This window comes from Roseibium sp. TrichSKD4, assembly GCF_000148725.1.
Lineage (GTDB): Bacteria > Pseudomonadota > Alphaproteobacteria > Rhizobiales > Stappiaceae > Roseibium.
In genome coordinates this window covers 1-26,353 of the sequence record NZ_GL476315.1, presented here as the reverse complement: position 1 = coordinate 26,353, position 26,353 = coordinate 1, and the positions used below count along the sequence as shown (strand labels likewise).

At 53.8% G+C, this 26,353-nt stretch carries 23 protein-coding genes and 1 pseudogene; 10 read left to right on the top strand and 14 right to left on the bottom strand.

Annotated elements, in window-relative coordinates:
* Positions 1-11: 11 nt before the first annotated feature.
* The 3 genes from TRICHSKD4_RS13585 to TRICHSKD4_RS13575 are packed head-to-tail and all read right to left on the bottom strand — an operon-like array spanning position 12 to position 2,576.
* Complete coding sequence (locus TRICHSKD4_RS13585) at positions 12-512, bottom strand: DUF2937 family protein (RefSeq protein ID WP_009467563.1); 501 nt, start codon at positions 510-512, stop codon at positions 12-14.
* 23 nt (positions 513-535) lie between these two features.
* Positions 536-1,513, bottom strand: a complete 978-nt coding sequence (locus TRICHSKD4_RS13580; RefSeq protein ID WP_009467562.1) for a WD40 repeat domain-containing protein — start codon at positions 1,511-1,513, stop codon at positions 536-538.
* A 13-nt stretch (positions 1,514-1,526) separates the two neighbouring features.
* Positions 1,527-2,576, bottom strand: a complete 1,050-nt coding sequence (locus TRICHSKD4_RS13575; protein ID WP_009467561.1) for a GTP-binding protein — start codon at positions 2,574-2,576, stop codon at positions 1,527-1,529.
* A 205-nt stretch (positions 2,577-2,781) separates the two neighbouring features.
* On the opposite strand from TRICHSKD4_RS13575, the gene TRICHSKD4_RS13570 reads away from it, so the two are divergent.
* Positions 2,782-3,960 (top strand): pyridoxal phosphate-dependent aminotransferase, encoded by a 1,179-nt coding sequence (locus TRICHSKD4_RS13570; protein WP_009467560.1) that lies wholly within the window; start codon positions 2,782-2,784, stop codon positions 3,958-3,960.
* A 5-nt stretch (positions 3,961-3,965) separates the two neighbouring features.
* Here the strand turns inward: TRICHSKD4_RS13570 and TRICHSKD4_RS13565 are convergent, their stop codons facing one another.
* A complete protein-coding gene (locus TRICHSKD4_RS13565) occupies positions 3,966-4,928 on the bottom strand; it encodes a 2-hydroxyacid dehydrogenase (protein WP_050763436.1) in 963 nt (320 codons plus the stop codon).
* Between the two features lie 322 nt (positions 4,929-5,250).
* On the opposite strand from TRICHSKD4_RS13565, the gene TRICHSKD4_RS13560 reads away from it, so the two are divergent.
* Positions 5,251-7,422, top strand: coding sequence for a diguanylate cyclase (locus TRICHSKD4_RS13560; RefSeq protein WP_009467558.1), 2,172 nt, complete (start codon positions 5,251-5,253; stop codon positions 7,420-7,422).
* A 10-nt stretch (positions 7,423-7,432) separates the two neighbouring features.
* Here the strand turns inward: TRICHSKD4_RS13560 and TRICHSKD4_RS13555 are convergent, their stop codons facing one another.
* Together TRICHSKD4_RS13555 and TRICHSKD4_RS13550 are read right to left on the bottom strand one after the other, a co-directional pair.
* A complete protein-coding gene (locus TRICHSKD4_RS13555; protein ID WP_009467557.1) occupies positions 7,433-8,536 on the bottom strand; it encodes a LacI family DNA-binding transcriptional regulator in 1,104 nt (367 codons plus the stop codon).
* 64 nt (positions 8,537-8,600) lie between these two features.
* Entirely contained in the window at positions 8,601-9,110 is a 510-nt protein-coding gene (locus tag TRICHSKD4_RS13550) for an OmpA family protein (RefSeq protein WP_208993094.1), read from the bottom strand.
* Positions 9,111-9,266: 156 nt separating this feature from the next.
* Between TRICHSKD4_RS13550 and TRICHSKD4_RS13545 the strand changes: the two genes are divergently transcribed.
* Positions 9,267-9,725 (top strand): methylated-DNA--[protein]-cysteine S-methyltransferase, encoded by a 459-nt coding sequence (locus TRICHSKD4_RS13545; protein ID WP_009467555.1) that lies wholly within the window; start codon positions 9,267-9,269, stop codon positions 9,723-9,725.
* A gap of 52 nt (positions 9,726-9,777) precedes the next feature.
* Here the strand turns inward: TRICHSKD4_RS13545 and TRICHSKD4_RS13540 are convergent, their stop codons facing one another.
* Together TRICHSKD4_RS13540 and TRICHSKD4_RS13535 are read right to left on the bottom strand one after the other, a co-directional pair.
* Positions 9,778-10,299: a MarR family winged helix-turn-helix transcriptional regulator gene (locus TRICHSKD4_RS13540; protein WP_009467554.1), complete on the bottom strand. Its 522-nt coding sequence runs from the start codon at positions 10,297-10,299 to the stop codon at positions 9,778-9,780.
* Between the two features lie 176 nt (positions 10,300-10,475).
* Entirely contained in the window at positions 10,476-11,288 is an 813-nt protein-coding gene (locus tag TRICHSKD4_RS13535) for an ABC transporter ATP-binding protein (protein WP_040616911.1), read from the bottom strand.
* A gap of 174 nt (positions 11,289-11,462) precedes the next feature.
* Here TRICHSKD4_RS13535 and TRICHSKD4_RS13530 point away from each other — a divergent pair, with 174 nt between their 5' ends.
* A complete protein-coding gene (locus TRICHSKD4_RS13530) occupies positions 11,463-12,806 on the top strand; it encodes an 8-oxoguanine deaminase (RefSeq protein WP_009467551.1) in 1,344 nt (447 codons plus the stop codon).
* Between the two features lie 10 nt (positions 12,807-12,816).
* Here the strand turns inward: TRICHSKD4_RS13530 and TRICHSKD4_RS13525 are convergent, their stop codons facing one another.
* Together TRICHSKD4_RS13525 and TRICHSKD4_RS28175 are read right to left on the bottom strand one after the other, a co-directional pair.
* Complete coding sequence (locus tag TRICHSKD4_RS13525) at positions 12,817-13,989, bottom strand: MFS transporter (protein ID WP_009467550.1); 1,173 nt, start codon at positions 13,987-13,989, stop codon at positions 12,817-12,819.
* A gap of 136 nt (positions 13,990-14,125) precedes the next feature.
* A complete protein-coding gene (locus TRICHSKD4_RS28175) occupies positions 14,126-14,989 on the bottom strand; it encodes a putative metalloprotease CJM1_0395 family protein (protein ID WP_009467549.1) in 864 nt (287 codons plus the stop codon).
* 176 nt (positions 14,990-15,165) lie between these two features.
* Here TRICHSKD4_RS28175 and TRICHSKD4_RS13515 point away from each other — a divergent pair, with 176 nt between their 5' ends.
* On the top strand, positions 15,166-15,966 hold the full coding sequence (locus TRICHSKD4_RS13515; protein ID WP_009467548.1) for a creatininase family protein: 801 nt from the start codon (positions 15,166-15,168) through the stop codon (positions 15,964-15,966).
* An 18-nt stretch (positions 15,967-15,984) separates the two neighbouring features.
* Here the strand turns inward: TRICHSKD4_RS13515 and TRICHSKD4_RS13510 are convergent, their stop codons facing one another.
* The 3 genes and pseudogenes from TRICHSKD4_RS13510 to TRICHSKD4_RS13500 form a co-directional block, all read right to left on the bottom strand.
* Positions 15,985-16,707, bottom strand: a complete 723-nt coding sequence (locus TRICHSKD4_RS13510; RefSeq protein ID WP_009467547.1) for an SDR family oxidoreductase — start codon at positions 16,705-16,707, stop codon at positions 15,985-15,987.
* Positions 16,708-16,757: 50 nt separating this feature from the next.
* Complete coding sequence (locus TRICHSKD4_RS13505) at positions 16,758-17,909, bottom strand: Gfo/Idh/MocA family protein (RefSeq protein ID WP_009467546.1); 1,152 nt, start codon at positions 17,907-17,909, stop codon at positions 16,758-16,760.
* Positions 17,906-18,973 (bottom strand): annotated as a pseudogene (locus TRICHSKD4_RS13500) (sugar phosphate isomerase/epimerase family protein). Before TRICHSKD4_RS13500 ends, TRICHSKD4_RS13505 begins: the two are co-directional and overlap by 4 nt.
* 210 nt (positions 18,974-19,183) lie before the next feature.
* Here TRICHSKD4_RS13500 and TRICHSKD4_RS13495 point away from each other — a divergent pair.
* From TRICHSKD4_RS13495 to TRICHSKD4_RS13480, 4 genes are read left to right on the top strand one after another with little or no spacing between them, the layout of a single operon-like run.
* Positions 19,184-20,185: a Gfo/Idh/MocA family protein gene (locus TRICHSKD4_RS13495; RefSeq protein ID WP_009467543.1), complete on the top strand. Its 1,002-nt coding sequence runs from the start codon at positions 19,184-19,186 to the stop codon at positions 20,183-20,185.
* A 4-nt stretch (positions 20,186-20,189) separates the two neighbouring features.
* Positions 20,190-21,764 carry an acyl CoA:acetate/3-ketoacid CoA transferase gene (locus TRICHSKD4_RS13490; RefSeq protein ID WP_009467542.1) on the top strand — a complete coding sequence of 525 codons (1,575 nt, stop codon included), beginning with the start codon at positions 20,190-20,192 and terminating at the stop codon, positions 21,762-21,764.
* Entirely contained in the window at positions 21,761-22,528 is a 768-nt protein-coding gene (locus TRICHSKD4_RS13485; RefSeq protein ID WP_009467541.1) for an enoyl-CoA hydratase/isomerase family protein, read from the top strand. The genes TRICHSKD4_RS13490 and TRICHSKD4_RS13485 overlap by 4 nt, the downstream gene beginning before the upstream one ends.
* Position 22,529: 1 nt before the next feature.
* Positions 22,530-24,050 carry an aldehyde dehydrogenase family protein gene (locus TRICHSKD4_RS13480; RefSeq protein WP_009467540.1) on the top strand — a complete coding sequence of 507 codons (1,521 nt, stop codon included), beginning with the start codon at positions 22,530-22,532 and terminating at the stop codon, positions 24,048-24,050.
* On the opposite strand, the gene TRICHSKD4_RS13475 is transcribed toward TRICHSKD4_RS13480, so the two are convergent.
* On the bottom strand, positions 24,047-25,093 hold the full coding sequence (locus TRICHSKD4_RS13475; RefSeq protein ID WP_009467539.1) for a LacI family DNA-binding transcriptional regulator: 1,047 nt from the start codon (positions 25,091-25,093) through the stop codon (positions 24,047-24,049). The two genes, TRICHSKD4_RS13480 and TRICHSKD4_RS13475, sit on opposite strands and share 4 nt — an antisense overlap.
* Positions 25,094-25,366: 273 nt before the next feature.
* Here TRICHSKD4_RS13475 and TRICHSKD4_RS13470 point away from each other — a divergent pair.
* Positions 25,367-26,353 (top strand): ABC transporter substrate-binding protein (locus tag TRICHSKD4_RS13470; protein ID WP_009467537.1); only part of this gene is annotated, 987 nt, incomplete at its 3' end.

Sequence of the window (26,353 nt, the reverse complement as noted above, 5' to 3'; positions counted from 1 at the left end):
TTGGATTCCGTTCAACCAGCCGGTTTAGGTCTGCGACGCCCAAGACGACCGATCCCCAGCAACATTCGTCCGATCAACAATCCGAAAAGCCCGCCAAGTCCCGCACTGGCCAAGCCTTCCGTCGTCACCGGAACAGCAGGTTCGTAATCCTCAGCTGTGGCTTGCGCAAGATCCCGGTCGAGACTTGAGAGAAAAACACCTAACCGTGCAAACGGTCCGGATGATTGCAATTCGGCTTGTTGTTGCTCCAGTCGATCAAGGCGCAAGCGGGTTTCAGCCATGGTCGCACCGCGTTTTTGCGCAAATTCGTCTGGTGTGCTCTGGAGACGCTCAATCGCACTTTCAACGGACAACCCGAACGCCTCGGCATCGCGCTGAAAATCGGCCATGACCTCCTGAAGCGCATCGATTGCTCCGCCCAACCGTTGGCGATACTGCTGGGCAAACTCCGGCAATTGGGACGTGGTCGTCCCGGTGAAGAGCATCATGATTACCAGAAAAAGACGTCCCATTTTCGCCCCTCACCCAGAACAATCTAGTCTTGCAGCGCGATAATCCCGGCTTCTGCCTCTTCACTGCCAAACACCAGACGAAGTCCGGCCTTATCCCACTCAAGTGTTGAAATCGGCCCTCTCCCCGCTCTGCGCAGCAACACCTCGGCATTGTCCTCAAACCTGGACATGATCACCATGCCGTCGGCATATCCGATTGCAACCACATCTTCCCTAGGATGGCACGCTACCGCACTCACCAGAGCGTCGCTACGCACTCCAAGCTGCAACGGGGTCTGGCCCATCGGCCCAGTTTTGCCAGAGAAAGGCCATAGAATGGCGGCGTTCGCACCTGATGTCGCTAGATGCTTTCCTTTCTGAGACCAGCTCCAGGATTTGACCTTTGCCGGATAACCGGTCATGCGCATGTCTTGCGTATCAGAAAGCCGCCATCCGTGAAGCGCGTTCTCTTGCATCGCAGTGACCAGATACTTTCCATCCGGCGAAAAGCTGATGCCTAAATGCGCGCCTTTCCAGGAAAGTTCTGTCGGTTGTCCCTCCAGATTTGGCCACCACAGGGTCGCGCCGTCATAACGAGCAACAGCCAAGCGAAGGCCTTTAGGCGCAAAGGCAAGTCCGCCTACTGCTCGCTCGTGGGAAAACTCTTTCTCCGTCCCATCCTTCAAGCGAACCCAAGCCGTTCGGCCAGACGCAAACGCAATCGCGCCATTAGGGCCACTCGCAATCAGGTCAATCCACTTACGCGGCCGCTCAGCGAGCACCTGAGAGGATCCATCCGAAGAAAGAGCGTTGATTTTTCCGTCGTCCCCCGATGTCACAAGACCTGTTTGGTCAAAGGAGGGTTCGGCTGCGAGAAGGCCCCCTTTGTGGGCTTTCACGATTTGCGGCTGACTGCCAAGAAGATGAACCTCCCCAGTGCCGACGGCAAAATAGGGGATGTCATTTATAAAGCCGGCGCGAACAACAAAACCGCCAACCTCTACAGGAGCAATTGTAGGCACGTTCCAACCTGCCTTACTTTGCTTCGCACGCAGCAAAACTTTGCTTCAAGACATCCCAATTGAGGTCACGCCCGATGAACACCAAACGGCTCGTCCGGTCCTCATCGTCCTGCCAATCACGTTGGTGATCTCCTTCCACAATCATGTGCACACCTTGAATGACGTAACGCTGCGGATCATCCTTGAACGCGATGATGCCTTTCATTCGAAGAATATTAGGTCCCTGAACCTGAGTGACCTGATTGATCCATGGGAAAAACATGTCCGGGTTCAGATCACCAGCCGTCAAAGAGATACTTTTGACTGAATGAGGGTCTTCTTCATGATGGTGGTGATGACCATGATCGTGATGGTGGTCATGGTCGCAATCGGGACCACATTCATGCGTATGATCGTCTTGCCCCAAAAAGTCAGGATCGAGCGACAAAATTCGATCGAGATCGAAAGCTCCCCGATTTAAGACGGCTTTAAGTTCCACGGCACAGCGCTCACTGCGGTGAAGCACCGCATACGGATTGATCTTGCGAATTCGCGCCTCAACATTTGCCAGTTCTTCTGCGGAGACGAGATCTGTTTTATTAATGAGGATCACATCCGCAAACGCAATCTGGTCTTCGGCTTCACTTGTATCCTCAAGACGTTGGAGCACATGTCTTGCATCAACAACGGTAACAACAGCATCGAGTTTGGAGGCTGTGCGAACATCGTCATCCATGAAAAAGGTCTGAGCCACAGGTGCAGGGTCTGCTACGCCGGTTGTCTCGACAACAATCGCATCAAAGGCGCCACGGCGTTTCATGAGGTTCTGAACTGTACGGATGAGATCACCGCGAACTGTACAACAGATACACCCGTTGTTCATTTCAAAGATTTCTTCGTCAGATTCGACGAGCAAATCGTTATCAATGCCGACTTCACCGAATTCATTGACGATCACGGCGTATCTCTGGCCGTGATTCTCGGTGAGAATCCGGTTCAACAAGGTGGTTTTGCCTGCTCCAAGATATCCGGTCAAAACGGTGACAGGGATTTGAGCACGTTCGGCGTTTTGGGTCGCAGTCATGGCGAACCTTTCTTCAACATTTCACAGCGGCCGACTTTGCCGACCCATTCAGTTTGGCGGACTATAAGCCGTCCTGCTGTTTCAGGTGAAGGCCCATTCTCACCAAATACATACTGGCAAACAGAACACCTTGGACCGAATTACACCTTTTCTTTCCCGAAGCTGAGGGCTAACGCTCTACCTGTCGGACTTTGGGAGAAAGATGATGCTGAAAACGATTTCCGGTTTCGATCGCATTGGCGAAGAAAACGCCTTTGCTGTTTTGGCCCGCGCCACCCAACTGGCAAGCGAAGGCCGCGATATCATCAATCTGGGCATTGGCCAACCAGACTTCCAGACCCCAGAACACATTGTTGAAGCCGCGATCAAGGCGCTGAAAGACGGGCACCATGGATACACACCAGCAACCGGGATTTTGCCGTTGCGCGAAGCTGTGTGTGCAGACCTTTCCAAACGCGTTGGCTTTAGCCCTTCACCGGACAATGTTCTGATTGTCCCTGGCGGAAAAGTCACGATGTTCATGGCCATCTTGATGTTTGGGGAACCGGGCACCGAGATCCTGTACCCTGATCCGGGTTTTCCGATCTACCGCTCCATGATCGAATTCACAGGGGCAAAACCGATCCCTGTCCCCATTCGCGAAGAAAATGACTTCGCCTTTTCCGCTGAGGAAACGCTTAACCTCATCACCGAGAATACCCGCCTGTTGATCCTCAATTCACCTGCCAATCCAACTGGTGGTGTCACACCAAGGTCAGAGATTGAAAAACTGGTCAAGGGTCTGGAAGCACACCCAAACGTGGCTATCCTGTCCGATGAGATCTACGCGCAGATGACCTATGATGGCACGGAACACGTTTCCCTTGCCTCTTTTGAAGAGGTCCGGGAGAGATTGATCCTTCTCGATGGCTGGTCAAAAACCTATGCCATGACCGGCTGGCGCATGGGGTATTCCCTATGGCCTGATCAGTTGATCGACAAGGCCAGGAAACTGGCGGTCAACGCGTGGTCCTGTGTCAACGCGCCAGCCCAGTTTGCGGGCCTTGCTGCCTTGACCGGACCACAGCAACCTGTTGTCGACATGGTGACCGAGTTTGACGCTCGCCGGAAACTGGTCGTAGACGGACTGAACTACTTGCCAAACATGACCTGTCGCACACCGCTTGGTGCTTTCTACGCCTTCCCGAACATCAAGACGACCGGTTGGAAGGCAAAACCTCTCGCGTCTGCACTTCTTGAAAAGGCTGGAGTTGCCGTCATAGGCGGACCCGATTTCGGAACCCTTGGTGAGGGATATATCCGCCTGTCTTACGCCAACTCCCAAGAGAACATAGAAAGAGCGCTCGTCCGCATTCGAGAGTTTCTGGAAGGAACTTCGACCTAAATCGACTATTTCCCTTGCAAATGGGCGGTTTCAGGAACGGGGGTCACCGCTTTTCCCGTCTCGAACCAGCTTACAAGGTTGTCGACCACCAGCTGCCCCATCGCATCACGTGTGTAGATGGAAGCAGACCCAATGTGCGGCAACACCACAACATTACCGCAATTGAGAAGCGCGGGCGGGACATGAGGTTCATTTGCAAACACGTCCAAGCCTGCGCCCAGAATTATCCCGCCATCAAGAGCCCTGATCAGGGCTGGCTCATCCACGACAGACCCACGCCCAATATTGACGAGCACACCATTCGCACCAAGTGCCTTCAAAACATCGTCCGAAATGGCGTTTTGATTTTCTGGCGTCCCTGGTGTGGCCACCATTACAGTGTCGCAGCATTCGGCAAGCTCAACCAGCGTTTCGCAATAGGCATAATCCACGCCCATTTGCCGGGATCGCCCGTGATAGCAGATGCTCATTCCAAAGGCTTCAGCGCGTTTTGCAATCGCTTTGCCGATGCTGCCCAGACCATAGACACCAAGAGTTCGACCGCGCAGCGTTCCCGGGCTCAGCGGGTAAGGACCCTTGCTCGCCCATTGACCACTCTGGACCCAGCGTTCCGCGCCTCCAAATTGGCGAACAGCTGAGATCATCAATCCGATTGCAGTGTCTGCGACTTCTTCGGTCAAAACATCAGGCGTGTTTGTCACCATGATGTTGCGTGCCGCACAAGCTTCCGTGTCGACACAATCATAGCCAACACTAAAATTGGCCACGATCTTCAAATTGGGAAACTTGTCAAGGAATGCCGCATCAATCGGCACTTGGAAGAGAGTAACACCTTGCACTTCGGCTGCCAGTGCACTTGTGTCCATTTCAGGCGTTTCATAAGCCTTGCGCAATTTGAAATGTTGGGCCAGTCCATTTTCCACGATTGGCATGGCTGTGTTAGCCAACAAAATTAGCGGCTGCGCCATGGAGCCTCCCAGATTTTTGGTTCGATTTATGCGAAAGAAAAGATGAACGACGACCACGGTTTTTCCAAGGTCTAAACCTCTTAAAATTTACCGTATTTCATAACGGATGCAGTTTGAACCTGTGGCCAAGCGCATCAAGATTGAACAAAATTTAATGCATCCATAAAAGTGAAATCAGCAGCATTACGCAGGGCAAAATTCACACTTGAATAACCTTTGCTACGTAAGTTTGTCACACAGAGAACTGCAACCGTTTTGAGACTTGTACCCGCATTCTGGACCACAGCTTGGTGCCAGGATTTACTGTGGGGGATGGGATTTTATGTCCGCTGATAATCGCTTGACTTTATGTGTAGCGACCTCGTTTGAGGATTTTTCCGGTGCGGTGGTTGCACTGGCAACGGACGGCTCTATTCTTTTCGCTAACAAAACAGCGGCTGAACTCTTCGAGATCAAGCGTGAGGTTTTAACCCAGCAGCGATTGGCTGATCTTTTCCTAAATCCAGATCAAGCCAGCACTCTTATGGAGAGCCTCTCAAGTGTTCACACTGAGAAACAACTCTCATCGCAACACGTTTTAAGACGATCAAACGAAACTGCGATAATGGTCGAGGTCACGTCCTCGCCATTGATTGGAGAGGATCACGAAACACTTGGTCATCTCCTGTTTCTGAAAGATGTAACTGAACAATCTGCGCTTGAGGCGCTTGTCAGCCACGCAGCAGACACACTTGAAGATGCGCTTGAATCCATCAACGAAGGCTTTGCCCTTTACGATAAGGACGACAAGCTGGTTGTTTGCAATAACAACTACAAAGAAATTTACGCGCATTCTGCGCCAGCAATCATTCCGGGCAACAGCTTCGAGGACATCATTCGCTTTGGCCTCGATAAAGGCCAGTACAACACCGAAGGTAAGACAGATGATGACTGGCTTGCCGAACGGGTCAAAAGACACCAGCTGGCCGACGCGTCCATCGTTGAACAAAACCTGGCTGATGGCCGATGGCTTCAAATTGCAGAGCGAAGGACCCGTTCTGGCGGTATCGCCGGCATTCGAACCGACATTACAGAACTGAAAAACGCTCAAGCTGCCAACAAGCGTTCAATTGAAAGCCTGGAAACTCTCGCGAACAGTCTCTCAAGTTCAATAGTGGAAGCCGACCTCGACGGTATTTGCTGCTTTGTGAACGATGTGGCCGCAAACTGGATCGCAACGACACGAGAAGAGCTGATCGGGCACAGGATGCGGGACCGCTTGCCAGAACCGGAGCGAATTGTTGCCAGCACCCAGTTCAAAAGAGCTCGCGAAGGTGAACGTACCAAGGAAGAAATTAGCACCCTCTTTCCCGACGGGGTACGCCGAGACGTTCTTCTGGAGTACATCCCCAAGCGCGATGAAAACGGCGACGTCATCGGGGTCATCACTTTCGGCATCGATATAACAGATCGGAAAAACAAGGAACGCACCCTAGCCGAACTGTATTCGATTACATCATCACGAGACCTAGGCCACGCCGAAAAGGTCCGGAAAATCGTGGAGCTTGGCTGCTCTCATTTCAGCTTGCCGGTTGGTACGATTTGGAACGCTCAGAACAGTGAATGTGTCGTTTGCCATGTCGTGGAGAACGGGGCGACAACCGAAAAACTCCATATCGGCGAACTAACGGACATTTATAGCAGTTACATACTAAAATCCGGTAGCTGTATTGCGATCGACGATAGTGCTTCTGATCACGAAATGTTTGCCCATGCGGTGGGCGTCCCAGCAATCGAAACGGTGGTTGGGGCTCCGATTATCGTTGATGGGAAAAACTTCGGTAATATTACTTTCTTTGGAACAGAACGGCGTGATCGCGTCTTTTCTCAAACCGACCGCGAAATCATTCGGCAAATCGCTGATTGGATCGGCAACGAGATTGCCCGCCAGCAAGACCATGACGCCTTGATTGCCGCTCAGGTTCGTTTGGAACAAATTGCCAGCACTGATGATCTAACAAAGATTTTCAATCGTCGCGCGTTCTTCAAACTGGCAGCCCGGGACATCGCGCGTTTCAGAAGGACAGGTACAACCTTCTCCGTCCTGATGATCGACGTTGATCATTTCAAGAAGATCAATGACAATTTCGGCCACGCGGTTGGCGACGCCGTCTTGAAAAAATTTGCAGACATCATCGCACCAAGCCTGCGTGCCGTTGATATCTTTGGCCGAATTGGTGGCGAAGAATTCTGCGTTATCCTGCACAACACTGGTGTTGAGAACGCCTTGCTGGTGGCTGAACGGCTTCGGGAAGAGATCGAAGTAAACTGCATGGTTTCGCCGATGCAAAAACCACCAACATGCAGCATTGGGATTTCAGAAATTTCAGCCACAGATGTCGAATTCACCTCGATTTTGCAACGCGCAGATGCTGCTCTTTATCAATCGAAGCACACAGGCCGAAACAAATCGACAATCCACTCGGGTGAATCTGAAAGACCGATCACCGTGTAATCGGCACGTTTCAATCCACCAAGCGCGGCCCTAGCCGCTCACCCGGTGGTGGAGCACTTTCCCGGATCCGCAGCTCCGGTTCAATCAAAATCGGCTTATGGGGGACGCGGTCCCCGGCAATTTGGCGCAACAAAGTCAAAGCCGCCAAACGACCGATCTTGTCAGCATGGTTGCAAACCGTGGTCAATGCTGGCGTACGACTGGCAGCCCCGTCCACATCGTCATATCCGGTGATCGCCATATCCGGGCCGGGCTCTACCCCAACCCTGCGCAAAGTGGTCATCATGCCAAGAGCTACGAGATCATTGAAACCAACTATGGCCGTCGGCCGCTCCTTGTGGTTCAGAATTTCAGGAACCGCTGACCTTCCATCAGCCTGAGTCATAAGCTCAGGCAGGTCCAACTGCTCTTTGGGGTTTAGTCCCGCATCTAACAGAGCTTGTTTCCAGCCCGCATGACGGTCTCGGCCTGTTGAGCTTTCCCGTCGCCCACCAACCATGCCAATGTAGCGGTGGCCTTGAGAGATGACATGCTGTGTCATGCGATAGGTGCCGGTAAAATCATCGCCGTGAACACACGGCGCCCAAACACCACTTATCTCACGGGCAACGAGCGTCACTGGTATCCCCTGATCCACCAGACGATTGATTTCCTCAGACGACGTTCCAACAGAAGGACACAGGATCAGGCCATCGGCCCGATGCTGTAAAAGCGTGCTGATAAAGGCGCGCTGCCGCTTCACATCGTCCTTGTGATTGCAGATAAAGATCATCTGCCCCTGTTCCTCCAATGCGCTTTCCAGCGCGGAGAAAACTTCGGCAAAATAGGGATTTTGTATATCGTGAACAGCAACGCCAACAATCTGGGAACGGGCGGTGCGCAAGGAAGCTGCCGACCGATTGTAGATGTAACCGATCTCTTCAGCTGTACGTTTGACCTTGGCCCGGGTTTCCTCGGCCACCAAGGGACTATCCCGTAACGCCAGCGACACGGTGGCCGTCGAAATGCCAAGTTGGTCTGCAATGTGACTTAAAGTCAGACGTTTACCCGGCTTTCCGTCCAGCTTTCCGGCACCATCAATCGACTTTGCACCAGTATCGTGATCGTCGTTCATACGTATTGTTCGATCCGCAATGGAGGAGAATCAGTCATCTTTGTCACTGATCGGCTGATTTCTGTTACCTTTTGCCAGACGATTGAGGCGCTGCATCATCAAAGGTTTCTCTCAAATTCAAGACAACGCGGCGATTGAGCCTTTGGCAAGCTTCAGGATCACAATCAGTCACTGGCCTTTCGATCCCATAGCCTTTAACCCATAAGCGCTTTGCGTCAACACCCTGCGCAATCAAAGCAGCCTGAACAACTTCTGCCCTTTGTGTCGAAAGTGTCTTGTTCGCAGCTTCAGTTCCGGGATCGTCTGCATGTCCCTGAATTTTGACGAGCCAGTTCGGATAGGTTTTCAGCCACGTTGCCTGATTGACCAGAAGGGCTTGCGAGTTTTCATCAAGAGCTGCAGAACCTTCCAGAAACAGAATGCTCCGACCGATGTTTTCTGAAAACGCCTCGATGGAACCGGCGGAGGGTTTTGAAGAACCTGCTTGTCCAAAGCCACCAACGCTGGAACACGCAGCAAGGACACCACACATGACTATCGTCACCACCAAGGTCCGCATTGTGTCAGTTTTCATCCAAGCCCCCGAATCCCTGCAATGTCTTGAGAGCTTATCAGTGAACTTCTTGGCCTAGTCAACGCGGCCACCACGAGTGTGAAGCAAGGCAATTGACTTTACCACTTTCCAGTCTGCACAAAGCCGTAGAGAGAGAGCAATCAGGACCGTTTACAAATGCCCGCTTCCTTGAGCCTAGATACACCCGTCGGCATTGTTTCGCTCACAGAGGTCGAAGGAGCCATTACCGGCGTCTCTTGGAAACCGGTCACCCAACCTACCGAGACGCCACTTCTTCTGGAAGCCCGCGATCAGGTCAAAGCCTATTTCGCTGGTCAGCTAACTGAGTTCGATCTACCGCTAAACCCAAAAGGCAGCGCATTTCATCAATCTGTGTTCCAGGCAATGAGCGACATTCCTTTCGGAGCAACGCGCACCTATGGTGATATTGCGAGGGCGTTGAACACTTATGGCCAGCCGGTTGGTCAGGCCTGTGGTTCAAATCCAATCCCAATCATTATTCCTTGCCACCGTGTCCTCTCCTCAACCGGACTTGGCGGTTATTCCGGGCACGGAGGAACGGAGACAAAAATCGCCCTTCTGAAACTTGAAGGGGGATATCCCTTTTTGCTTTAACCAATTCATTCGATCAATACAGGACTTCGCGTCCCGTTTCCGAACGAGGATCTCAAGCGGTTTCCATCTCCCTGTCCGCCGTCTCGCTGGTTTTGTCGTCGTCTTCAATGTCAACGTCGCTATCAGCATCTAATTGAGCTGCAGATGACAGAGACAGGTTCTTTTCGACTTGCCGAAGCAATTTTCGCAGTTTTTTGCGTTCCTTGTCTTCAAGACCAGCCATGGCTTCCCGCTCAAGACGCTTCCACGCCTTGTCCACGAGCGCAATCAGCCCACGACCTTCATCGGTCAGGAACACACGGGCCAAACGACCGTCATCCTCTGAAATCTGGCGACGGACATACCCGTGCACAGAGAGGCGCGTCACCATTTTCGTAACTGTTGGCGGCTGCACGCCAAGCGTCACGGCCAGCTGGCTCATCGTTTGGCCGTCATTGTCGTCCAACACTTTCAGAACCAGCTCCTGCCCCGGATGGAGCCCTACGAGCATCAAGTGACTACCCGACCGTGCTCGCAGCGCTTTTGCCGCTTGTGCAAGGCGAAAAGTAACTGCCTTGTTATGATTAAATGCCATCGACGCACCCTTAGCGAATGTGGGCAAGTTCGACTCAAGAACGACCCAACCTGAACTCGTGGCAGAGAGTAGCTGTTCTATTTAACCGTCGAATGACACTGCCCGTTTCATTTTCCATTGGCAAAACAACGGTGCAAATCACGGAGAGCTCAGCCAATTGGCGAGACTGTTCCAAATTATGGTTGGTTGCCACTCATGGCGGTGCGAAGTGCGTCGGAAATCAAACCACAACGGTGGGTATAATCCGGAGACAACCTGAGCTTTTCACTTCTCGGATAGGGCAATTCAACCGGCAGGTCAGTTGCAACGCGCCCGGGTGAAGCAGCCATGACAACCACCCGGCTTGAAAGGTAAACTGCCTCGAATACAGAGTGCGTCACAAACACAATTGTCCAGCCAAAACGTTCCCACAAACCCAACAGATCATCATTCAACTTGGCCCGTGTAATCTCGTCGAGCGCAGCAAAGGGTTCATCCAGCAACAAGACATGAGGACGTGTCACAAGCGCGCGCGCAATAGAGACACGCATTTTCATGCCGCCAGACAGTTCATTCGGCTTACTATCCGCATGATCCTTCAGGCCAACCAGTTCCAACGCCTCGCGAACGTCATCCTCAGCATCCACTTTGGAAACGCCCTTCAAGCGTAAGGGCAACCAGACATTGGAAAAGACACTGGCCCAGGGCATCAATGTCGGCTCCTGAAACACGTAGCCAAGGAGATGGCCTTTCTCTCTCGGCTCAGGCACTTGCCATTTGACAGTACCAGCTGTTGGCTCTTCAAGCCCCGCAATCAGTCGAAGAGCCGTTGATTTACCGCAACCAGATGCACCGAGCAGAGAAACGAACTCTCCTTCTCGCAATTCCAGATGAACATGATCCAGAGCAGTTGTTCCGTTGTCGAACCGCATCGACACACCATCCAGCGAGATAATTACCGGAACCTCGTTTGGGTCTTGGATCTTGGCCGATGAGGTAGATGCCGACATGAAACGCTCCAAATTTTCCATGGCACAGCTTCTTTAAAAACCGAAGTAGCGGGCTGTACAACGCCGGTCTACCATGAGCTTGGTGGTAAGGCACCTGTTTGCCGCACCGCGCTCAAAGCAAATTCGGCAAGTGGCCTAATTTTCGCCAATTCACCCAGCAGGGATGTTTATAAAATGCGCCTTTGGATCAAGACCCCGATTGCCGTTTTGGCGGATAATGCCGGTGCCGGGATTGTGGTTGAAGACGGCATTATCACGGAACTGATGCCTTCCGGGCGTGAACCGATGTTACCTGTTGACCAAACGTTTGATGCGTCAAGGCACGTCATCATTCCCGGCCTCGTCAACACGCATCACCACTTCTATCAGACCCTGACCCGCGCTCACCCTGACGCCATCAACAAGGAGCTCTTCCCTTGGCTGAAAGCGCTCTACCCGGTGTGGGCCAAAGCCGTGACGCCTGACACGTTCCGACTGGCGACGCGTTTGGCGCTTACCGAACTGATGATGTCCGGCTGCACCACCGCCTCAGACCACCACTATCTTTATCCAGGCGGGCTCGAAGATGCGATGGACATTCAGGCCGAAGAAGCCGAAAGGGTCGGTCTCAGGATGACCATCACGCGTGGGTCCATGAACCTCTCCCAGAAAGACGGTGGCCTGCCGCCCGACAGTGTCGTGCAGGATGAGGATACGATCCTCTCTGACTGCGAGCGGGTGATTTCGCGCTATCATGACAAGTCAAGAGGATCGAATTTGCAGGTGGCCCTTGCACCCTGTTCACCTTTTTCAGTGACACAAAATCTCATGAAGGAAACAGCGGCCCTCGCCAAGAAGCACGATTGTCGCCTGCATACTCATTTGGGTGAAACCTTCGATGAAGATGCCTTTTGCATTGAAACTTTCGGCTGTCGCCCAGTCGATTATCTGGAAGAATGCGGCTGGCTAAACGAGCGCACTTGGCTTGCTCACGGCATTCATTTCAATGATGACGAGGTTAAACGTCTCGGACACGCCTGTGTCGGCGTTTGCCACTGCCCCACTTCCAACATGGTTCTGGCTTCGGGCCAATGCCGGACCAAGGAGCTTGAGGCTGCAGGGTCGCCGGTCGGTCTTGGCGTCGATGGATCTGCGTCAAACGACAACTCCAACCTGATGGAGGGTGTCCGCCATGCCTTGATGATCAATCGTTTGACCTATGATGCAGAAAGCATCACCCATTTTGACGCGTTCAGATGGGCAACCGAAGGGTCTGCCAAATGTCTTGGCCGGGATGATATTGGTGCAATTCAAATCGGCAAAATGGCAGACCTTGCGTTCTATACACTCGACGAACTTCGTTTTTCAGGCACTGGCGACCCATTGGCTGCCCTTGTCTTATGCGGCGCACATTCCGCGGACCGCGTCATGATTGGCGGCAAATGGACGGTCGAAGATGGCCGCCCAACCACCATCGATGTGGCGCAGCTGCGGGCCGAACATGATGCAGCTGCACGACAATTTCTCGAAAGTTTCTGATGCAAAGCGATCAGGCGAGGTCCATCTCGCCTTTGGGCTTGGAACTCGGTTCCACCCTCAGAGCGCCCGCGAGCAATGTGATGGAAAGGGCAAGTACCGCAATTCCGGCAAAGGCAAATCTCAACGAGAACGCCTCTCCGATAAAGCCGATCACGGGCGGCCCCATCAGGAACGCCCCATACCCAAGTGTGGCAACAGCTGCCAAAGCTGTGCCCTGCGACATTTCCTTGTCAGCCGCAGCCCGGGACATCGCCAGCGGAAAAATAGCAGCATTGCCAAATCCCATGATCGCTGCGCCGACCCATAATATCCAAGGGTTTCCACCCCAGACAAACAAAAGGGTTCCGACAAAGGCGGCCAAACCACTGAGGCGTGCAATTCTGACCGGGCCAAACCGCGCCACCAGTCCATCAGCCAAAAACCGCATGGACACCATGGCAACAGAAAAGACGGCGAACGCAATCGCAGCGCGCGAGCTGGTAAACCCAAGCTCCTGAATCTGATAGAGCGCTGCCCAATCAGTCACCGCTCCTTCTCCCAGAGCTGCAATCAGCGCCATAACGCCAACCAGAAGAAGCGCTCCGCGCGGAACCGCCAGGAAAGGCGCTGGCTTTTCCGGCTTCACACGATCAGTTTCCGTCCACCCCACCATCAAGGCCAAGGCCGTCGGCACAGACATAACGCCCGTCCAGAGCCAAATATGGGCTGCGATGGACAGCTCGAATTTCAAAGCCAGAGCACCGACACCCGCTCCAACTGCAGCGCCCAAGCTGAATACGGCGTGATAAGACGACATGACCGGGCGGCCCAGCGCCTTTTCCACATCCGCCCCCCAGCCATTCATGGCAACATCCAGCGCACCAAAACTAAATCCAAGCGCAAAGGCTATTGGGCTGATGATCCACACATCAGTTCCAAAATGCAGCGCAATAAACGCACAAACAGTTGCAATGGTCAGCACCTTGGTCGTTGGCGCTGTTCCATGTTGGTCCACCCAACGCCCTGCAAAGGGAAACGACACGAACGCCCCGCTGGCCAACACCAACAGAACCAGCCCAAACTCCGCATCGTTCAAACCCAGCATTGCTTTGAAGTCAGGAATTCGCGTTGCCCAGGTTCCCATAAAGGTGCCCAGCAAAAAGAAAATCGCCGCGACAGCACGGCGGGCATTTTTCACATTCATGTCGGAACTCAATAAATCGGGTTTTTGACCCGAAGCAGAAGGATTATGCGCTGACACTAATCGGCTTTAACTCGCACGTGCAAGATGCCAATCTAATATGAGATGCGTTTTCACTGCGGATGCTGTACTCAGACGATCAAGCGACCCGGACATCGGTCAGAGAGCCAGGACCAGAGCGGTTCTGTTGTTCGTTCACACGATTATAGGCAGCCACAAAATCCGGTCGGGCGACATTGCCACTATTCTGCTCATCTGACTTTTCCGCTCCGCCAACTTCCGCATACGGATCAGATGATTGCACAGCCTGATCCGGTGCAGCTGATGTAACCTCCCCGGCCTCCGCTTCATCACCGCCGCGTAATTCTTCCGCCTTTTGCTGCCGCAATTGTGTCTGCGCCTCCGAAAGAGATGCTCGCGCTTGTTGGGCGACTTTCAAATCCTGCGACGAGGGTTCTGCTGGTGCCAATGCAGCCCGAATGACCACCTGCATCTTTCGAATGGTTCTTCCGGGTGTCCGCTCTTTGGCGGTATCAATCTGGACCTCACCGCCAACAGCGTAACGTTTGCCGTCCGGCCCCTGTTGGAAGGTATAAGAAGGAGCACTTGCGTAGGCCCCACCAACCCGGGCGTGGGCCTGCTCATGGGCCCGAACTTCACGGTCTCGCGCTCTTAGCTTGTCGACCTGCTTTTCTTCCGCTTCTGACAGGCCGTCTCCGTCATCATCGCCTTCCGACCCGCCAGATTGGGCTTTGCCAGCTGATTGACCGGAGGAGAGAGAATTGGTCTTTTCCGCCGATTGAAGTGCAACAACAGCTTCTGCGCTAAGTGGAGCAACATTGCCACGCTGGCCCGTTTGGCTACGGGGATTAGCCTCGGATTGGCGAGCGTTTTCCTGTCCCCGTTGAAGCTGTTGTTCATCGGGGTCAAAGCGCCGGTCGCCAGCGTTTGTGCTTCCTCTAAAGGTGCTGACCGGCGTATTGGACAGCAACGCACTGATCATGGTTACATTTTACCTTCAATCATCAGCGAAGTCGTTAACGGCAGCCACTCGCTTAATCAGAAACGCGTGATCAGGAATTTCAACACGTTAGACGGCAAGGCCCGGAAAAAATGCTGACGAGAAAGCCCTGAAAGGATAGGCTTTTCTGCAAGGCATTAATGATCAGGACACACCGTATGTTGCCCAAGCGCCATTGGCACGAAATGACCACCTGTGACTTTGAAGCAGACACTGTCAGCGAGTGGATCGCCGTTTTGCCGGTTGCCGCTATCGAGCAACATGGACCGCATCTACCGGTCTCCACTGACACAGCTATTGCCGAAGGTCAGATAAAAAAGGTGTTGGAGATTCTCCCGGACCACCTGCCCGTCACGTTTCTACCGCTGCAAGCCATCGGCAAGTCCAACGAGCACATCACGTCTCCCGGCACCTTAACGCTGTCATGGGAGACGCTCACCCGCAACTGGATTGAAATCGGTGAATGCGTCGCACGCGCAGGCCTTAGAAAGCTTGTCATTATCAATGCACATGGCGGGAACGTGCCGGTCATGGACACGGTGGCACTGGAACTACGGATCAACTGCGGGATGCTGGTGACTGCCACCAATTGGCTTCGCTTCGGGCAACCAGACGGTCTCTATCCAGAGGAAGAATTCTCCTATGGAATTCATGGCGGTGACATAGAGACATCCATCATGATGCACTTACACCCAGATTTGGTGCGCACTGACCAGCTCAGGGACTTTCCGTCAGCGCAACAGGACTTCCTTCGCGATTTCAAACATCTGAGAGGTCACGGGAAAGCACAATTCGGCTGGATGGCAAAAGACCTCAACCCGGAAGGGGCATTGGGCAATGCTGCCAACGCCTCTGCAGATAAGGGGCGGCAATCACTGGAACACGCAGCCAAGGGGTTCATCGAGCTTCTAGAGGATGTTCATGCTTTTGATATGGGCCGACTGGATCAAATCAAGTAGCCTGCCTTTTTCACCACCCTACCACGGGATGGGTTTGCCCAGATGATCAAAGAAGCTTCCAGTGTCCTCACTTCCAAGACTTGAGATCACACCAAGCAGTCTTTGAGCGGACTGACCCGGCGTTTGAACCTCTAATCCGGATTTGGCAAAGCCACCTGATAAACCCGTATCCACGGTCCCCGGATGTAAGGCCACGCAAACGGCCTCCTTTCGGGAGCGTTTCAACTCAATCGAAGAACAGCGCACCATTTGATTGAGCGCAGCTTTGGAGGCGCGATATGAATACCAACCGCCAAGCTGATTGTCGGAGATGGACCCAACCCGAGCCGACAGGGTTGCAAAAACGGATTTTCCCTCTCGCGGCAACAAAGGCAGGAAGTGTTTCATCAAAAGCGCGGGACCAATCGCATTGATCTGAAAGGCCTTCACCATGTCGTCTGGGGTCAAGGTTTTCCAAGTCTTCTCAGGCCGATGGTCATCAAACGTCAAAGCGCCTGTAGCATCAAAAATCAGACGAATATCACGGTGCTGCGCACTCAACATGCGGGCATCATCGGCAATACTGTTTTCATCCAAAAGATCGAGAAAGGGAGAGGTACTGCGGCCAAGGCCGATCACACTTTCCTCACCCACAACTTCATGCAAGAGTGATTTAACAGCCGCACCGATACCGCCTGTTGATCCGATAACAACGGCAAGGCCGTCTTTCAAAAATGCAAACTTTTCCATGGCCAGAGACATAACGCGGCTCCGGCCATGGACAAGGCGGCTAGACACAAGATAGCCCGTCGTTATGAGGTAAGCTTGACCCAACCAGCATTTTTGGCTGATGAGCGAACACAGGCATCAACGAATTTCATGCCGTCCATGCCCGCCGCAATTCCGGGGACAAGCGTGTCGGGCGTCTTACCTGCCTGATACAAGCGAATGGCGTCAGCCGCATCAGAATAGAGGTTTCCGAAGCCTTCCAGATACCCTTCCGGATGCCCCGGAGGGGTACGCGTGGCGCTGGCAACGCTGTCATGCTGCCCCGCGCCGCCGCGGCTCAAGATCCGTTTCGGCTCCCCGTAAGTCGTATGGTGCAGCTGGTTCGGATGTTCCTGATGCCACTCCAGACCACCTTTTTCGCCGTAGATGCGGATTTTCAGATTGTTTTCATTGCCCGGCGCAACCTGGGAACACCAAAGCATTCCGCGCGCACCACCCTCAAAACGCAAAAGGACATGGCCATTGTCATCAAGCGCTCGGCCAGACACGAAAGACTGCAGATCAGCTGCGAGGCTCTCCACCTTCAGGCCGGAGATAAAACACGCCAGATTATGGGCATGGGTACCGATGTCGCCTGTTGAGCCACCAATGCCAGAGCGGGTCGGATCAGTTCGCCACGCCGCCTGTTTATTGTCTTGTTCGACGGTCAACCAATCCTGCGGATACTCCACCTGCACAACCCGGATGGCGCCAAGTTCGCGAGCCCTTACCATTTCCCGCGCCTGCCGCACCATCGGGTAGCCGGTGTAGTTATGGGTCAGGAAAAAGAGTGCATCGGATTTTTCAACCAGCTTTTCCAGCTTGCGCGCATCCGCCATGGTTGAAGTCAAAGGCTTATCACAGATGACGTGAATACCTCGGCTCAAAAATTCTTTTGTCGCCGCATAATGCACGTGGTTTGGCGTCACGATTGCAACTGCTTCAATGCCGTTTTTGAGCCGCGCTTCACGTTTTGCCATATCTGCAAAGGAACAATAAATGCGATCTTCCTCCAGCCCGAGTGTATGGCCCGACTCTTGCGCTTTTTCTGGCGTTGACGACAACGCTCCAGCGACAAGTTGATACCGACCGTCCAAGCGGGACGCAAACCGGTGAACAGCTCCGATAAAGGCATCCTTGCCGCCGCCCACCATTCCCAGTCGAATAGTCCGGTTCATGTTGCTCTCATCACTCATACTTCCGTCTCCGAAATTCCAAGCATTCTGCGGTTCGCTTCAAGGTCGCTTTCACCGCCTGCAAAATCATCAAATGCCTTGTCCGTTACCCGGATTATGTGCTCGCGCACAAAGGCCGATCCTTCACGTGCACCATCTTCCGCGTGTTTGAGGCAGCACTCCCATTCAACGACCGCCCAACCATCAAAGTCGTTGGCTGTGAGCTTTGAAAAAACCGCTCTGAAATCCACCTGACCGTCGCCGAGCGAGCGAAACCGCCCTGCCCTGTCAGTCCAGGACTGAAAACCACCATAAACACCCTGCCGCCCGGTCGGATTGAACTCCGCATCCTTGACGTGAAACATTCCGATCCGGTCCTTATAGATGTCGATATTATCGAGATAATCGAGACACTGAAGGACGTAGTGAGATGGATCGTAAAGCATCTTGCACCGTGCATGATTATCAACACGCTCAAGGAACATCTCGAAGGTCACCCCGTCATGCAAATCTTCGCCGGGATGGATCTAAAAGCAAATATCAACGCCCATATCATCCGCATGATCTAGGATCGGACGCCAACGCGTCGCCAACTCATCGAAAGCTGTCTCCACCAATCCGGCAGGCCGTTGCGGCCAAGGATACAGAAACGGCCAGGCCAAAGCGCCGGAAAAGGCAGCCTGCGCGGTCAATCCAAGATTTCGACTTGCGGTCAGCGCCAGCTTCACTTGCTGAACGGCCCATTCCTGCCGGGCTTTTGGGTTGCCCCGCACTTCTGCGGCCGCGAAAGCATCAAATGCCTCATCATAGGCAGGATGAACCGCAACCAGTTGACCTTGAAGATGGGTAGAGAGCTCGGTCACCTGAATACCGTTGGCAGTTGCGATACCGATGAACTCGTCACAATACCCTTGAGACGTTGCTGCTTTTTCAAGATCAAACAAACGGCCATCCCAACTCGGCACCTGAACGCCAACATAGCCACAATCAGACGCCCACTTGGTAATGTCATGCCATGAGTTGAAAGGCGCCTCATCACCAGCAAACTGGGCCAGAAACAAGGCAGGTCCCTTGATGGTTTTCAATATAAAATCTCCCAAGGGTTGAAGTTTTAAAACGAACCGACTTTCGACCGATAACTGTCAGGATCAGCACCGAAATTCTTACCTAAGGTTATTGACGATCATTCTCCAGGACGCAATGCCCTAACGCGAGGCTTGAAATGTATGGAACGTTCCAGTATTGTCCCAACAACAAAAATTGGAACGATCCAAAAAATTCTTAGGGAGACCTCGATGCAGTGGGGATTGATCGGCGCAAGCAGAATTGCGGCAAGTTACATGATCAACGCAATTCGAGCAGATCCTGCCGCATCAATAACAAGCGTTCTGAGTTCTGATGCCGAGCGAGGTGCTGACTACGCTCGCACCCACGCAATCCCGAATAGCTATACCGACCTCTCCACGATGCTGAGTGAAGCAGAGATCGACACTGTTTACATTTCCACCACAAATGAAAAGCATCGCGATCAGGCCTTGGCATCAATTGCGGCTGGGAAACATGTGCTATGCGAAAAGCCCTTGGCTATGTCCCTGTCAGATGCCGCTGATATGGTCGAAGCAGCCAAGGCCAAAGGGGTAACCTTTGCAACAAACCATCACCTGCGCAACGCAGGGTCACACCTTGCCATCCGAGAACTGATTGCCACAGGCCGCATCGGAGATGTGCTGAGCGCCCGCGTTTTCCATGCCGTGCACTTGCCGGAACACCTTCAAGGTTGGCGGATCAATGACGCATCAGCCGGCGGCGGCGTGATCCCGGACATTACCGTACATGATGCCGACACCATCCGCTTCCATCTGGACGAAGACCCGGTCTCTGTTGTCGCTAAGGCGGGCGTTTCGGGCTTGGGTGAAGGCGTGGAAGACAGTGTCATGTCCGTCTGGTCAATGCCCTCTGGCGCCATGGTTCAAAGCCATGAAAGCTTCACCCATGGGTTCGCGGGCACCGGCATTGAATTCCACGGCGCGAAAGGCTCCATCTTCGCACGGAACGTGATGACGCAAGAGCCTGTCGGCAGCATTCGACTGGAAACAGCCCGCGGTTCTGAAGAACTCTCCTACAGCACCCACAATTTGTACGAACGCTCGCTCGGCTTGTTCAACAAGGCAGTTCAAGGCGCTGGACGCCCCTCTGCGGACGGGATTGACGGTATCAAGTCGCTCGCCGTCGCATTGGCTGTGCGTGACGCTGCCCATTCCGGCCGAGAAGTTCAGGTCAATTACGAAGGTTACTGAGAATATGGCGTCGAAACGTGTCTCCTTTGACGAAGCAGCAAAGCGCATCTCCGACGGTGACATCGTTACGGTTTCCTCGTCTTCAGGTCTCGGCTGCCCGGATAAAATGCTGGCTGCCATTGGCACCCGCTTTGAGGCAGAAGGTCATCCGAGAAACCTGACAACGCTGCACCCGATTGCCGCTGGGGACATGTATGGCATCAAAGGCATCGACCACATTGCCAAAGATGGGTTGTTGTCCAAAATCATCGCTGGTTCCTACCCCTCCGGCCCCTCTTCGCTGCCGATGCCAGATATCTGGAAGATGCTGGTTGAGAACCGCGTTGCGGCCTACAATGTGCCATCGGGCATTTTGTTTGACATGCACCGCGATGTTGCCGCCCGTCGTCCCGGCGTCCTGACCAAGGTTGGTCTCGGCACCTTCGTCGATCCTATCCGTGAAGGCTGCGCCATGAACGAGGCAGCCGAGCGGGAGCCACTTGTTTCTCGTATTGATTTGGCCGGGGAAAGCTGGCTCCACTTTCCCAACATCGTCCCCAATGTTGCGATTTTGCGGGCAACAACGGCAGATGAATCCGGCAATCTGACATATGAGCACGAAGGTGCCTATCTGGGTGGTCTGGAGCAAGCCATTGCAGTACGCAACCACGGCGGGCTGGTCATCGCTCAAGTGAAGCGTGTGACGGCCAATGGCTCACTGCGACCGCATGACGTTCGAGTTCCCGGCCATCTGGTTGACCTGATTGTCGTTGACCCCGATCAGCGACAAACAACAGAAACAGATTACGACCCCGCAATTTCCGGCGAAATCATGCGGCCATGGGACAGCTTTAGTCTGGCCGAACAAGGCATTGAAAAAATCGTAGCCGGACGGGCTGCGATGGAGCTGAAAAAAGGGCAAACGGCCAATCTCGGCTTTGGCATTTCCGCGATCGTACCGCGTATTTTGCTGGAGGCTGGAGAAGAAAAATCCGTTACTTGGGCCATTGAACAGGGCGCAACCGGCGGCATGCCCCTGATGGGCTTTGCCTTTGGCTGTGCCTCGAACGCAGACGCCTTTATGCCCTCACCTCAACAGTTCACGTATTTCCAGGGCGGCGGCTTCGACATGTCGTTCCTCTCCTTCCTGGAGATCGACCTTGAGGGCAACGTCAACGTCTCAAAACTTGGCAAAAAACCTTATCTGACAGCTGGCTGCGGCGGCTTCGTCGACATCACCGCCCATGCAAGGAAAATCGTCTTCTCCGGACTTTTTGAAGCAGGGGCCGAGCTTGAGATTTCAGATGACGGATTGACGGTCAAAAAACCCGGCAAGTTCACAAAAATGGTGGATGAGGTAGAGCACGTCACTTTCTCCGGCAAGCGCGCTCGGGAAACCGGACAAGACGTGCTTTATATCACTGAGCGCTGCGTGATCAGATTGACCGACAGGGGCATTGTTGCAACGGAAGTCATGCCGGGCATCGACCCGCAAAAAGACATTGTAGACGCCTCACAGGGCCGGGTGAATCTGGCAGATAATCTAGTGCAGATGCCAAAGGCCCTGCTTCGAGAAGGCCCAATGGAGCTAATCCTATGAGCGCTGTTCACCTCATCCGCCATGGAGCAATTGCCGAGCTTAAGTTGGACAACCCGGCAAAGCTGAATGCCTTCACTGTTGAGATGCTACAGCAGCTGGACGCCCATTGCGATGAGCTGGATCGCGATAACGTTATCCAGGCGGTCGTCATTTCAGCAGCAAAAGCAAAGGCGTTTTGTACTGGCGCGGACATTTTGGAATGGGGTGATCTAGACCCGTGGCAATTCGCACGCCAGTGGGTTCGAACCGGCCACCGCATTTTCGATCGTTTGGCACGTCTTTCCAAACCGACGATCTGCGCCCTTCATGCCCATACCTTTGGCGGCGGGCTGGAATTTGCTGCAGCCGCAGACCTGCGCGTTATGACACCTCGGGCAACACTTGCATTGCCAGAGGCTTCGGTCGGCATTGTTCCCGGCTGGTCTGGCACCCAGCGCCTTATTCGCCTGCTCGGGGAGCCAATGGTGAAGGAAATGGCGCTGTTTGGCCGCCGGATTTCGGCAGACAGGGCACTCGCGTGCGGCTTTGCATGCGAGATCTCTGAAACACCACGCGACACAGCTCTTCAGATCGCAGACAGCCTGTCTGCAAAATCACCACGGGCCATCGAAGTGGCCAAATATATGATCCACGCCGCTGTCGCCGAAGACCGCAACGCCATGATCGAAACGCTCGGCTCCGGCATGATTTCACAGTCAGCTGATCGAAGCGAAGGCGTAACCGCGTTTCGCGACAAGCGCACACCGACCTTTCCCGGGAAATGACATGACAAACATAACTGTTGTTCAAAACAGCAACGCATCCCTGCCAGACGTTCCGTTCAAGGCGCGGCACCTCATAAACGGCAACTGGGCCAACAGCTCCGATGGTGCCGTTTTTGAAAGGCGGTCCCCCTCTCACGGCATAATCGTATCAAAAGCCTGCCGCGGCACGGCAGAAGATGTTGATGCGGCGGTCGCTTCAGCGCGGGCGGCGTTTGATGACGGGAACTGGTCCATGTCATCGGGCAAGGACCGCGCGACCTTGTTGCTGAAGGTTGCAGATCTGATAGATCGAGAACGCGAACGGATTGCCCTTTTGGAAGTGCTGGAATCTGGCAAGCCGATCAGTCAGGCAAGAGCTGAGATTGAAGGGGCTTCAGACCTCTGGCGCTATGCCGCTTCGCTTGCCCGCACCATGTATGGCGAAAGTCACAACACGCTCGGGAAGGACATGCTTGGCGTCGTTCTGAAAGAACCGATTGGCGTTGTCTCCATCATCACACCATGGAACTTCCCGTTTCTGATTGTGTCGCAAAAGCTGCCCTTTGCACTGGCCACCGGCTGCACCTGCGTCATCAAACCTTCGGAAATGACACCATCCACCACAGTCATTCTCGGCGAGTTGCTGATGGAAGCGGGATGTCCGGCAGGTGTTGTGAACATTGTCCTCGGGTTTGGGGATCCAGTCGGCACAGCCATGTCGACAGACCCTCGGGTGGACATGGTCACATTTACCGGCTCGACCCGTGTCGGCAAGTCCATCGTGGCAGCCACGTCAGGCACATTGAAAAAGGTGTCTCTGGAATTGGGCGGGAAGAACCCTCAGGTCATCATGCCGGATGCCGATCTCGACAGTGCAGCCGATGCGGTTGCCTTAGGAGTCTATTTCAACGCTGGCGAATGCTGCAATTCCAGCTCCCGCATACTGGTACATGAAGAGGTTGCTGAAGACTTCATCGCCCGAACAACAGAACTGTCCAGAAGGGTTCCCTTTGGCGACCCAATGGATCTCGACACAAAAGTAGGTGCGATCATCTCGGCAGAACACCAAGACAAGATCCATGCCTATGTACAAGATGCTGCACAGTCGGGAGCCTCGATCCGTCTGGGTGGCCAGGCGCTGGAAATAGATGGGCTAAACGGCCAGTTTTACAGTCCAACGATTGTCGCCGATGTCGCTCCGAACATGCCAATCGCTCGTGAAGAAGTTTTTGGACCGGTTCTCTCCGTTCTCACCTTCAAGACACTTGAGGAAGCGATATCCATCGTCAATGACGCCGACTACGGACTGTCCGCCGGCATATGGAGCGAAAACGTTCACACCTGTCTGGAGTTTGCCCGCCGCGCCCGCGCCGGAACTGTCTGGACCAATACCTGGATGGATGGTTTTCCCGAAATGCCGTTTGGCGGCATGAAAGAAAGCGGACAGGGCCGAGAACTCGGTCGCTATGGCCTGGAAGAGTTTCTGGAAACCAAGACTGTCACCATGCGCATTGGCGCAACGCGAGGAGCTTGGGTCGGCTAATGTTGAGCGGGAACGGACAGGGCGAACTCTCTTTCAGGTGCGAGCAGCACCTGCATGTCGTCCATTGTGCCGCCCTGCATCCGCTGCAACAGCACTCGCGCCATTTGGAGCCCGGTTGCGTAGATGTCTTCTCGAATTGTTTCAATTCGAGGCCGGAAGTGATTGGAAATCGGCGAAGCATGCTTCGCCACAATGTCCGCCTCAACGCCCGGCGTCAGCCCCATGTCCTGAAGGGCGGCCAGCGTAATCAGAGCCATGATTTCCCCAACGCAGACATACCCGTCGGGCGGATTGCTGGAGGCGTGCAACTCCCGCAGCGCGCCGGAAATCGCATCGGGTGGGGAATCAAAGTTCACGCCGTCCGGCACGGTGAACTCAACACCATGCTCTGCAATCGCACGCCGCGCCCCAACTCTAAGATGTTGGCCAAACGTGTATTTTTCCCGCGGCATGACCATGCAGATATGCTTGCGCCCTCTTGCAACCAAGCGATCAACAGCCATCCGCGCAAAGGCCTCGTTATCGAAATCTACAAAGGGGTGCGGCGTGGTGAAGTCTGTGCGCCCATGCGTGGCAAAAGGAAAGTTGTGCTCCAGAAGATAGCGCACCCGGTCATCAAAACACTCGGTACGGGTAAAAACGACCGCATCGGCCAACCCGTTCCGCCGAATGTTTCGGATCACATCCAAAGGGTCTTCGCCCATGCCGCTAGGCGTGATGTTCATGGCATAACCGGTGCCATACAATCCTTCCGTCATGCCGCGCAAAAGTTCAGAGGAAAAGCTGACGAACTCGTGATTGGTGTTCAGGATCAGGCTGATCACCTTGGTGCGCCCTGTTCTCAGCCGCTGCGCGGCCCGGTTGGGCACATACCCCAGTTCATCAGCAACCGCAGCAACCTTTTCTCTGGTCGTTTTCGCGATACGAGGATCATTGGCAAGCGCACGAGACACGGTCGTGATTGCGAACCCGGCTCGCTCCGCCACGGTTCGCAAAGTTGCACGTTTGTCAGGCATGCCATCCGGCGGTCTGCTCTCTGTCATGCACCTTGCCCCTCACTCTTGCTCGGGAGGCAGTCTAGCAGCGAAATTTAAAACGTTGCAACAAAAATTCAAAACACCTTATTTTTCCGCTATTTCGCACAAAATCGATGAAAACGCAGCGAAAAATTATGAAATCTGAGTGTTTTTTGAATTGACAAAGAGGATATTTGCAACGTTACAATAAGCGTGTTTATTACGCTTCATGACCTTCGACAGCTTAAGGCGTCGAACACTTGGAAATCGAACCAAGCTCATTCTGGGAGGAATGGAACTATGATGAAGTCATTCAAGCTGGGCGTCGCTGCCCTTGCTCTGAGCACCGGCCTTGCACAGGCAGGTGACGTGGAAGTTCTGCACTGGTGGACATCCGGCGGCGAAGCAGCTGCCCTGAACGTTCTCAAGGACGACCTGTCCGGCCAAGGCATCGGCTGGCAAGACATGCCGGTTGCAGGTGGCGGCGGCACACAAGCCATGACTGTTCTGCGTGCTCGCGTGACCTCAGGCAATGCCCCGACCGCTGTTCAGATGCTCGGCTTTGACATCACCGATTGGGCCAAGGAAGGCGCGCTCGCCAATCTCAACGACATCGCATCCGACAAGAACTGGGGCGAAGTTGTTCCAGCGGCTCTGCAGAAGTTCGCCAAGAACGACGGCAAGTGGGTGTCTGCACCAGTAAACGTTCACTCCACCAACTGGGTGTGGGCGAACAAAAAAATCATGGACGAACTCGGAATCGCTCAGCCTCAAAACTGGGATGAGTTTGTTGCTGCGCTTCAAAAGGTAAAAGACGCTGGCTATGTGGCGCTCGCACATGGCGGTCAGGCTTGGCAGGACGCAACCATCTTTGATGCTGTTGCCATGTCCACCGGTGGCCCTGAGTTCTATCAAAAAGCTTTTGTTGATCTGGACGAAGAAGCCCTCGGCTCTGATACCATGAAGGAAGCTTTTGACCGCATGGCAACACTTCGCAGCTTTGTGGACGACAACTTCTCCGGCCGTGACTGGAATTTGGCAACAGCCATGGTGATCAACGACGAAGCCGCTTTCCAGCTGATGGGCGATTGGGCGAAGGGCGAATTCCTCAACGCTGGCAAGACGCCGAACGTGGACTTCCTCTGCTACCGTTTCCCGGGCACACAGGCACAGGTCACCTTCAACTCTGACCAGTTCGCCATGTTTGACCAGAATGGTTCCGTCTCGAATGAGCAAGCTGCTCTTGCGGGCGCGATCCTGTCCCCGACCTTCCAGATCGCTTTCAAC